Annotated in this window: 10 protein-coding genes and 1 pseudogene; 6 read left to right on the top strand and 5 right to left on the bottom strand. The window is 41.6% G+C overall.

Annotated elements, in window-relative coordinates; translation table 11 throughout:
• The 5 genes and pseudogenes from E1163_RS30660 to E1163_RS20495 all read left to right on the top strand — a co-directional run.
• Positions 1-479: pseudogene (locus E1163_RS30660) on the top strand (hypothetical protein); the annotation flags it as partial.
• A gap of 232 nt (positions 480-711) precedes the next feature.
• Positions 712-1,281 (top strand): RNA polymerase sigma factor, encoded by a 570-nt coding sequence (locus E1163_RS20510; RefSeq protein ID WP_155174333.1) that lies wholly within the window; start codon positions 712-714, stop codon positions 1,279-1,281.
• 2 nt (positions 1,282-1,283) lie between these two features.
• Positions 1,284-2,138 (top strand): hypothetical protein, encoded by an 855-nt coding sequence (locus E1163_RS20505; protein WP_155174332.1) that lies wholly within the window; start codon positions 1,284-1,286, stop codon positions 2,136-2,138.
• Entirely contained in the window at positions 2,122-3,195 is a 1,074-nt protein-coding gene (locus E1163_RS20500; protein WP_155174331.1) for a hypothetical protein, read from the top strand. The genes E1163_RS20505 and E1163_RS20500 overlap by 17 nt, the downstream gene beginning before the upstream one ends.
• A gap of 89 nt (positions 3,196-3,284) precedes the next feature.
• Positions 3,285-4,052 (top strand): hypothetical protein, encoded by a 768-nt coding sequence (locus E1163_RS20495; protein WP_155174330.1) that lies wholly within the window; start codon positions 3,285-3,287, stop codon positions 4,050-4,052.
• A 165-nt stretch (positions 4,053-4,217) separates the two neighbouring features.
• On the opposite strand, the gene E1163_RS20490 is transcribed toward E1163_RS20495, so the two are convergent.
• Complete coding sequence (locus E1163_RS20490; protein ID WP_155174329.1) at positions 4,218-4,430, bottom strand: hypothetical protein; 213 nt, start codon at positions 4,428-4,430, stop codon at positions 4,218-4,220.
• A 393-nt stretch (positions 4,431-4,823) separates the two neighbouring features.
• Here E1163_RS20490 and E1163_RS31045 point away from each other — a divergent pair, with 393 nt between their 5' ends.
• Positions 4,824-6,068, top strand: a complete 1,245-nt coding sequence (locus tag E1163_RS31045) for an eCIS core domain-containing protein (protein WP_221418049.1) — start codon at positions 4,824-4,826, stop codon at positions 6,066-6,068.
• Between the two features lie 129 nt (positions 6,069-6,197).
• Here E1163_RS31045 and E1163_RS20480 read toward each other — a convergent pair whose 3' ends face one another.
• From E1163_RS20480 to E1163_RS20465, 4 genes are all read right to left on the bottom strand, one after another.
• Positions 6,198-7,328, bottom strand: coding sequence for a nuclear transport factor 2 family protein (locus tag E1163_RS20480; RefSeq protein ID WP_155174328.1), 1,131 nt, complete (start codon positions 7,326-7,328; stop codon positions 6,198-6,200).
• A gap of 100 nt (positions 7,329-7,428) precedes the next feature.
• Entirely contained in the window at positions 7,429-8,469 is a 1,041-nt protein-coding gene (locus E1163_RS20475) for a helix-turn-helix domain-containing protein (RefSeq protein ID WP_155174327.1), read from the bottom strand.
• 265 nt (positions 8,470-8,734) lie between these two features.
• Positions 8,735-9,646, bottom strand: a complete 912-nt coding sequence (locus E1163_RS20470; RefSeq protein ID WP_155174326.1) for a hypothetical protein — start codon at positions 9,644-9,646, stop codon at positions 8,735-8,737.
• 244 nt (positions 9,647-9,890) lie between these two features.
• Positions 9,891-10,640, bottom strand: a complete 750-nt coding sequence (locus tag E1163_RS20465; protein ID WP_155174325.1) for a hypothetical protein — start codon at positions 10,638-10,640, stop codon at positions 9,891-9,893.
• Positions 10,641-10,688: the final 48 nt, after the last annotated feature.

Here is a 10,688-nt window from a genome sequence, read left to right as displayed (position 1 = left end):
TAAGTTACTCACAACAGGACTCCACCAAGTTTGTTGAACCCCCTAAAAGAGCTGTTTATTTTGAAGCATTAGGTACAGCATTATTTTATTCGGTTAATTATGATCAGGTGTTTTACCGATATAAACGGCTTTCACTTTCCGGTCGCCTGGGCCTAAGTTACTATCCAAAAAATCTGGTTAACAATTATAGCTCAGCAAGTGTACCCGTAGAGGTAAACCTGATGATAGGTAAAGGAAAATATTTTGAAGTAGGGCTTGCAGGCTTATTTCATCGAAACTTTAAAAAAGATGATCCATCAAATATTCTAATTGCTTCTCTACGGCTTGGGTATCGCAATCAAAAAGCTAATGGGCTGATGTACAGAATCGGTTTCACGCCCCTCCTTCCGGTTTTTGAAAGTGATGAAAATCGATTGACGGGTGGTGACTACATTGCCATATTGCCCTGGGTCGGCTTTGGTGTTGGGTATGCTTTTTAGCAACACGTATTCCTTATAGCATAGATTTGCTTACGCTTATCGTGGCTTTACCTCATAACTGTCATATTCGGACAAGGAAAATAAAATAATCCGCCACTTCTAAAACCACAAAGCCCTAATTTCAATGTCTAACCCTCAGTTTACACCCTCTGCTTTTCACAGATTATAAATTTTCTTCTACCACGTGCAACGTTTCGTATGTAACTTGCATCTACCTTGTGAAGACACCTAAATGAAACTGAAGATTCACAAAACAGAAGAAGAAGTACTGATCCGCCGATGCAGGAAACAAGATGGCCAGGCGCAGAAAGATGTGTACGATAAGTATGCCTCTAAGATGCTGGCTATTTGTATACGCTATATCAAGGAGCCGGATCAGGCGGAGGACGTGATGATCAGTGCCTTTATGAAGGTGTTTGACAGAATTGATCAGTTTAAGGGAGAGGGTAGCTTCGAAGGGTGGATACGCCGGATAATGGTGAATGAGTCGCTGACTTATATCAGAAGAAACAAGGGGATGTACCTGGAAGTGGATATAGAGTATGCGGACAGGGAGCCGGACTACAATACGCTAAGTACCCACCTTGAAGCAGAGGACCTGCTTAACTTAATTCAACAACTGCCCATTGGTTATCGCACCGTGTTTAACCTGTACGCAGTGGAAGGGTATTCGCACAAAGAGATAGCGGAGCAGTTGGAGATCAGCGAGAATACTTCAAAATCGCAGTTGAGCAGGGCAAGGACGTTGCTGCAAAAGCAATTATTGAACGCAGAGAAGACATTACAAGAAAAGATCAAATAGCCATGAGCAATCGAGAGCTGGATAACTTATTTAAAACGAAACTGGAGGACCTGGAGAGAAAACCCTCTGCCAATGCGTGGGAAAGAATACAGGCAGGCAAGCAGAAGAAAAAAGGAAAGGGCGTCTGGTTCTACGCGGGTATAGCTGCCGCAATAGTGCTATTGGCGGCATTTACAGGTGTATTGTTACTTAACAACGAGACTGAAGATACTACTATTGCTAACCTGGAAGAAAGTACAAAGGGTCAGGAACGTGCTATCAACACCGAAAGTCCGCTAGCTTCAGATAAAAAAGAAAAAGAACCTGAGGTTCCGGAGGGACAGAAAAATAATGCCCGGCCTGAAGCCTCTGGCACAATAGCATCACCATCACAACAGGCTGGCGATACTGATAATTTTATCGCCCATAGCGACCGGAACAAGGACAAAAAAGGGTCAAACAATAAAAAGCCTTTAGAGAACGGCTCGTCTGGAGTTGAAACCTATAATAACTTCAATACCCCAACAAAAGTTGAAAACACTTCGGTTGAAATTCAAAACGAGAAGCCTGAAACCGGAGAAGAAGAAATAAAAATTTTGGATAGCCATGCAACCAACTCAACTACGGTTGCATCTACCAATCAGCAGCCTGAAGCACAGGATAAAGGGCAGACCATAACCTTTAATATTGAAGACTTTAAAACTGCTGCGGCAGTAGCGAAGGCAGAAGAAAAAGAAGAAAAGAGATCTCCACTGAAAAAGGTTGTGGATTTTGCTAAAAACCTCAAGGAAGGTGACGCAGGGCTTGGAGAGTTAAGGGAGGCTAAAAATGAACTATTCGCTTTGAATTTTAAAAAGGAAAATGACAACTCAAAATAAATCGATAACAACCAAATTGTTCAGAAGTGTGGTGGTCGGGCTTATGTTTATAATGAGCATACCGGCTACCGCGCAGGAGCAAACAGATTCATTGATCATCAATGTAGGCAAGAGTAAAATTATCTTTTTGGTCAGAGATAAGCAGGACCTTGAAACATTGAAAAATTATGACCTGAATGCCATTCTTAACCAGTTGAGCTTAAAGCTGGAAAATGACTCTACAGGACTCGTTAAAGAAGAAAACGGACAGGTGACCTCCTTATCCGATACTACTATTGTGGTTGATGAGGTTGACACCGCTGCATCAGATATCGAAGATGAAGAATACAGTGATAACTTGAACGAGGAAGAGGAAGAGGATGCGGATACCCACGAGGCCAGGCCTAAAGGGACTCGTCATTTCTTCAATCTTGATCTGGGCACGAACAATTATATGCAGGATGGGAAGTTTCCTGATGAAACCGACGAGCTTTATACCGTACGGCCTTTCGGATCATGGTATGTGGGTATCAACTCTGTTAACAACACTTACATTGGCGGACCATTTTACCTGGAGTGGGGCCCAAGTGTAACCTGGTATAATTTCAAGTTTCAGAATGACCGGGTAAGGGTAATTGACGGACCTGATGGCACCACTTTCGCTGAGGACACTGACTTGCCTGATGCAGATTTCAAAAAGAGCAAGCTGACTGTAGCTTATGCTAATTTCACTGTAGTGCCTATGCTATCCTTTGGAGAAGCTACAAGGAAGAAAAGGGCTTTCTGGGATTGGTATGACAAAAAAGACTGGGACGACGAACAAAGAGGGTTCAGGATCGGTGTAGGTGGATACGCTGGTTACAGGATCGCCAGTTATTCGAAAATCGTTTATGACGATGGCGGCAAGGAAAAAGACAAAGATAAGGACAATTATAACCTGAATAACTTCCGCTACGGTCTCCGGCTGCAGATGGGGTACCGCGGAACTGACCTCTTTTTCAACTATGACATGAATGAACTGTTCACCGAAGGAAAAGGGCCAAAGCTAAATGCTTTCAGCTTTGGAATAACTTTCTAAAGCAACTTAAACAATAACATATTAACCATTTAATCAACTCCCGAAAGGGTGTACTGGAAAAACTACGTAAAATTTAAAAACTCAAAATCATGAAAAAATTATTTACAATCGCACTGGTCATGCTCGCAACTGCCATTCAAATACAGGCTCAGGATGAAGCAACGGATGAAAACAAAGAAAAGAAGAACATGGGAACCCACAACAGCTTTGACATTGATTTGGGCACCAATAATTACCTTCAGGATGGTGAATTTCCCAATGACAATGACGCTCCTTACTCAGTAAAGCCGTTTGGCAGTTGGTATGTATCTCTAAGGTCTATTAATGACACCCATATTGGCGGGCCATTGCACTTGTTGTGGGGGCCGGACGTAAGCTGGTACAATTTTAAATTTGAGAATGAAGATGTACGCATGAGCAAGGCCAACGGTCAGGTTGTGTTCAATGAAGTAGCCGATCTTGATTCCAAGAAGAGTAAGCTTACAGTTGCTTACGTAAACTTTAGTGCCGTGCCGATGCTTAAATTTGGAAAAAATGAACGCAGAAGCCACAGACACAACCATTGCTGGGGAGACTGGGAGCACCATGTGGGTGGTGAGAGTGCTTTCCGCATTGGTGCGGGTGCCTATGCCGGTTATAAAATCGGTAGCTATACCAAGACGGTGATCGAAGCCGATGGTGATAAGAAAAAAGACAAAGACAAGGACAGCTACTACCTCAACAATTTCAGGTATGGTGTTCGTGTACAGGCTGGCTTCAGGGGTGTGGATGTATTTGTTAACTATGACCTGAACACGCTTTTTGTGGAAGACAAAGGCCCTGAGTTGAATGCGTTCAGCTTTGGGGTTGTGCTGTAGGGTTTAGTTGAGGAACAATCAAAGTTTTAGAGTCATCCGAGGCGTATTGAGGTTTAGGTAAACTCCTCGGATGACTTAACACAGTGATGTAAGCTAAAATGTCGCAGAGTCATCTTCGAGAGACATCCGCTGGGAAGTAGAAGATTAGTGAAACTTCAGGCCAGTCTACTTCTGCATCTCCAAAAGTTCAATAGCTTTCTTCAGTTCTATCTGAAGTTCATCATAACCAATGACCCTACCTATATTTGACAACTCGAAGAAATGCATTCTCAAATTCTGATACAACGTTTCTTTTATCTGGTTTTTCAATTGAATAACTTCTCTGGTCTGCTCCATGTCATCCAATTGTTTATATAATTTCAAAATATCGTTGTTCATTCTATTGTCTTTTTATTGTTGGCTTATCTGGGTGAAAGTTAAACATTTTATTAAAGGTTGCTGATTTAAACTCTGCACACCACTATCTCATACTTCTGTTTTCCATAAATCACTCCTATCCAAGTTTTTGATCAGAGTCATACGGTGAATGTCGAGGTTGGCGCGTAGTATCTGTTCTGATAGCATTTCAGATTTAGGTAAGCTCATCGGATGACTTAATGCAGTGATAGCAGCCGGGACGTATTGGTTGTCTCGTCGTAACAGCTACACTGTCAGGATCTTCCATAAAAATCCAGGCATAAGGGTCATGTTAGTCCCATAAAACTTAGTTTTTAAAGGTGGAGTGTATTAAATTCAAGTCCCCATTCCTTAATTACCAAACCTATATTTTACATGAAGGACAATATCTCTTCCTCTTCCCATGGTACAGGGAACAGAAATCAACTGAACCTGGATAAAAGCTCATTATCAGGCAGTAGTCTGGACAGGAATGCTAACTTTCCCGATAATTTAAGTAAGGGAAGTGCAACCACTCAGCTACACCAAGACGGCTCCACAAACCGTAAGGACTCCGTAAAATCAACAACAAACAATACGGGCTTACCTGATAATCTGAAAGCTGGAATAGAGAACCTCTCAGGATATGCTATGGATGATGTAAATGTGCACTACAACTCACCAAAACCTGCACAATTAAAGGCGCATGCCTATGCCCAGGGCACGGATATACATGTAGCCCCGGGGCAGGAACAACACCTGCCTCATGAGGCATGGCATGTAGTACAGCAAAAGCAGGGACGCGTACAACCTACCCTGCAAATGAAGGGCGGAGTGAGTGTGAATGACGATACCGGCCTTGAAAAAGAGGCTGATACCATGGGAGCAAAAGCTGCTCAGATGAAGGGCAACAGCACATCCATACAAAGGAAAAGGTCCGAAAAAAATACCAACCTAACCACAAAACAGCTAGCTGCTGCCAGCACCATACAAATGGCTGTTGATGTAAATGATCTTGATCTGAGGTACCAACACTGGCTTCAATATAATGATACCGAAGAGCTATTGGCATATATCAACGGGAAAACCAATGGAAACCATGATTCGATAGATCAATATATGCAAGCAGGTACGACAACAAAAGAGGGGATGCAGAAACACATGCGCAATTTTGTCGGCAAAAGCGCCATTGATTCAACTAAAGAAGCTATTGTCAGCTATGGCAATGACTTACCTAACATTAGAAAAAACAAGTTCAAAAATAGTCCTGACCTTACCAGTAAGGAAAAACTAAGGTCAGTAGGCGTACATGCCGTCAGAAATACTTTTGACCGTCAGCTTGCCAACCTGCCAAACAATACGAAACTCTACCATTGCACCAAAGCTGCTCAGGCCATTATGGACGGTGAGATGCGAGGGGGCAGCGGCATTCGTGACGGTGGTAACTTCTATCAGCTAGATCCGAGTTTGATAGGGCGTATCAGTTTTACAACCAACAAAAACAGAAAGATGGTGGGGCACGATCAGTTGGTGATGACTTTGCAGGCTGGAGATATTGAAAGATATGGTATATTTCATTTTAGTCAGGATGAATATGTCGCTACCAAGCCTATTCCCGGCAATAGGTTTTCTAAAACTTAACTTATTTTCCTGAAAAGTTTTCAGGCAGTTTATAAGCTGCCTGAAAACTATAACCTTCAGGAATCAACAGGCTTTGCTTTTGATGGCCTGGCAATTTACTAGTTCAGCTACTTGACAGACTCTCAAATCTTATTCACCCAAAGCCTCCATATTATTATTTCTTAATTTCCTTATTACCTCCAAAGCTACAGCCCTGGACGACAGGTGATTTTGGCCGGTCACTAAGTTTCCATGCACTTCCACATGCTCTGTATTTCTAGGTGAGAATTTAAAAGTACCACCATGCCTTTCAATAGTCTCCTGAATGTTAAAAGGGAACGTTTTGTAATATTCTGCATCGTGCCTTTCATAGACATCGGGGTACCCATTTACATTTTTGCCCTTGACCAGGTATTCTCCATCTTTAGTTTTCAAATTTACTATCCCCGCAGTACCATGGCACACGGAGGAAATGATCCCGTTATGGTCTTCATAAATAGACATTACCAGTTTCTGAATTTGTTTATTTTCCGGCACTCCAAACATAGCACTGCCTCCTCCTATATACTGCACGGCCTTATAGCTTCCCGGGAGTATCTCTGCCGGTGATTTCGTGTTTTTCAGCTTATACATAAAGTCTGCATCGTAGAGGTATTGCTTATGTATGTCAACAGAAGTATTGAGATAAGCAACGGGAATACTACCTCCATTGGGGCTGACAAAATCTACACTGAAGCCCGCTTCTTTGAAAGTATGGTAGGCAATTACTATTTCGGAAAAGCTATTGCCAGTAGATAACTCGGAATCACCATAGTAATGGGCATTGGAGACTACGAACAGCACCCGGTCTCCAGTCTGGTTACTGTTTTCACTGCTTGCTGACTTGCTGACGATTTTCCACTCGTTGTCAATTTTCTTCAGTAAGAACATGTCAATAAACCTCAGGTTCCTCGCAGGGATCAATATCTCCACCTTGGCTGAGGCAATAGAGTTAAAATGGTCGATGGATAGTATATTTCCAACTCTCCCGTTAAACTGTCCTTCATTATTCTTAAACCAACCGGTGTACGTACCTGCCGGAACGATCCACATTTCCTTTTCCTCATTTTCAAGGTATAAATTCGCTTCCGGATAAAAAGCTTTGTCAATAAGTTCAGTCCTGTTATAGGAAGTCCCTTCAATGTAGTTGAGGAGTGCCACCTTAATTTGTACCTCTTCCTGTTGCGCAAACAAGGGGTTAGTAAGGATTAAAAGAAGAATTAAAGATAAATAACGATACATAGCTATAGTGTTTATTGTTGAAATGATTTTTCAGCAATACTAGCCGGTGTATGTATGAAAGTAATTAATGATTTATACGTTACCATTCCTGATTTATAAATCAGGAATCCAAAACCGGCCCATTATCAGCGTACTTGGCAGGAGTGGTTTTAGTAACTTTTTTAAATGCGGTATAGAATGTACTGTTAGAATTGAACCCACACATTTCCGCAATCACCTCCATTTTCAAATTCCTGTCTGACTTTAATAGCTCAATAGCCTCTTTTACTCGGAATTCATTGATAAAATGTGAAAAGCTCTTATTTAAGTTATCATTCAATAGCTGGGACAGCAGATGGGGTCGAATATTCAGTTCCTTCGCCAGTTGGGGCAACGTAAGGTTAGGATTTTTGTACAATGCCTCTTTTTCCAGTAGCCGGGAAACCTTGCCCAAAAGCTCATCAGCCTCCTGTTGTGGTATTTTGTTGTTGGCATACTTTTTCTTTTTATCCGAATTGCTCTTTTTCCGATGATGAAAAACAAGAAGCAAGGACAGGTAGAGGGCGAATGAGAATGAAATTGCACCCATAATATATGAGGTGTATGATGCCGTAAAGTATGCCAGCCAAATAACAGAAACACCAAAATAAACGCTTAGCAGCCAGACATCTTCATAATTCAATGAAGTCCTTGTTATCTTCCTGAACCTGTCTCTAAGCTGATATCCCGACACCAGAATAAATGCCAGCCATTGATAATTGATAACCTTGTAGAAGTATCCCCTCCATAGCATGGGATACTGCTCATAGGGATACATAAACCCGGTTGTGACTACCAGAAACAATAAACCCAACAACAGAAAATAGGAGTTTCTGGCCTTAAAATTTGCTGCACCCGTTCCTGATTTTATATAGAGATACAAAAAAGGACCAATAAAAAAGCACGCACTTAGGCCAACCTGCAAATAGAAGAGTGACAACCCGTGATTAAAATAGAAGAAAATAGACTTCCACACACGTATGCTCAAAACAGCCAGCAAGCCTCCCAGAAAAAGGTCTGAGACATTTTTTCGCTTAAAAAACAGAAAATAAATACCCAGAAGAGAGCTGTTGAAAGCCCCAAGAGCACTGAAGAAAAATAAAAGCTGCTTGTTAAAATCCATCTAAAAACTGGCCACGTCGTAGTTACAAATGTAGCAAAAAGGATCAATTTGATGGTTTCAGTCATGGCTGCCTCACTGACTGTCGCCCTTCATAAACGAAGCCATTCCCAAACCTTAATTATCGGCTTCTAAGACTTAGGCTGTTCCTTTAAAGGTGTTCAGGCTGTTTTATAACTGCCTGAAAAATATATCGCCTATTCATACTTTAACGAATCCATGGTACTTAGTCAAACTATGGCCTCTCGCTCTCTTAATTAAAAGTATTCTATTTCATTTTTATACCCCTTACTAACCCCTCAATGTATTCAACATATCCATCGGGTGGCCCGGCAAACGTTGAATGCAACATAGCGCAATTGTTTTCATTTAGTACTACCCAACAAATGATCGTGTTGGATTGACCGTTTTTATCTCCTTGCATATGAACTTTATAGGCTTCATAACCATTAACTTCAACTGCCAGTGTGTCTATAACCTGAACATTATCCATTTCATAAGCATCCAGAGAAGCATAAGTGAAAGCTGTTTCCCGGGCACTTGAATTATTATTTGAAATTGACTGTACTGCCAACTGTATATCATCGTAGTTTTCCGGCTTGATCGAATAAACATAGACTCCAGGGCTTGCTTCAATGAGCTCCAGGCCATTTACAGGGGCATTAAAGCTGAAGACAGCCTTTTCAATAGCATTAACCGGAAAGTTCTCTTCATATATCATGGAAAACAGAGCGTTTTTTAGCTGTGTCCTTGTGGTATCATCTCCTGCCCTGTGTAAGGCGCGTCCTTGGACTGAAAAGGATTCATTACCGAAAATAACCAGCTGGCAAAAAATATCTTCTTTCCCTTTCAAATGGACATATTTCCCGGGAAAGCCATTAATAGAAACATCTTTATACTCCAGGACATTATTTCCTTCACTCAAAATCCACTTTTTTTCGAACTCATCCAGCTCCTTGCTCAAAGCATTTTCAGGATTAGAAGTAATAAATAACATCGCATCCTCACCCTTGATTAATCCGATAAAATCAGAAGCTTCTTCAAAACCTGGTGGAGGAATAATATATATGTTAGTCTCTAAGATTCTTTGATGGTTAACGGTAATATTTGAATTTACCGGCTCATTTACGGCAACGCATGATGCAACCACAATCGACAGCAACAAAAAAAAGTTCTTCATGATTAGAATTAGATCTGAAATTAACGCGCAAATTCAAGGCATTGAATAATCAGTCACAAAACTATTTACTTCAATAAATTATAACAGCAACAAGCTAAAAAATTTACTATTATTATATTTAAACTCAATTTTGTCATTCTCCATCATCATGAATGATCAATATTTCAAATGGTTTCAATTTCTGTCAGCCCTCATAAACGATCACCATCGGTTACCACACACCTGATATACCAGTAACCAAACTCTACTCCCCAACAATAAAATTCACCTTCCCCACTCCCGTATTCCCCGTTCTATCGTCATAGGCGTAAACAATGGCTTCGTAAGTGCCTGGTTCTTTGATGTCAACATCGGCCTCAAAAGTATTCACCTTGTCTTGTACGCTCATCATTACCGTTTTTAGATGCTTACCGTCTTTTTTAAGGATGGCCTGAACTTCCATTTTCTCTGCATCCCAAAGACCTCCGTTGGAAATGGTGCATCCGCACATCATGACCACATTAGCTTTAAGCTTGATAGTAGAGGGCTTGATAAATTCGTGGGTTTGAGGACTAAGTACATTAACAACAAAACCGGGGATCTCCAGCACCACACCCTCACCATCGATATGTTTTCCCGGTATCAGCCAGAGCTGGGTTTGGGCCTTTACACTGGCTTGGGGCTGATTGGCGGGAGCTATAACCTCTATGGTCAGGAATTTTGGTTCTTCTATTTCAATTTCAGCCATAAATCCGGCAGTCTGTTCATCGGTTATGGGCTTGTAGCGTTCATGTGGATCTTTCATGATCAGGCCGGTATTGCCTGTACTTCCTTCGGTTATTCCCTGGCTCAGTACTTCGCCAGTCAGCGCATCACGAATGATCACTTTGGCTCCTCCGATAGAGCTCCCGATAAATTTAGCGTCTTTAGCTTTGGCCCTTACCACCAGCTTCGTGGGCTGGGCTTGCAGACATATGGAAAATATAAGAGCGAGAATGGTGAAAAAGGTTTTCATAGGGCGTTGGTTTTTCCCTAAAGTTAGGACTGAAATGTAGCAATCGAA

Source organism: Fulvivirga kasyanovii (genome assembly GCF_009711405.1).
In the GTDB taxonomy this organism is placed as follows: Bacteria; Bacteroidota; Bacteroidia; order Cytophagales; family Cyclobacteriaceae; genus Fulvivirga; species Fulvivirga kasyanovii.
This window is presented reverse-complemented; position numbering and strand designations above follow the sequence as displayed.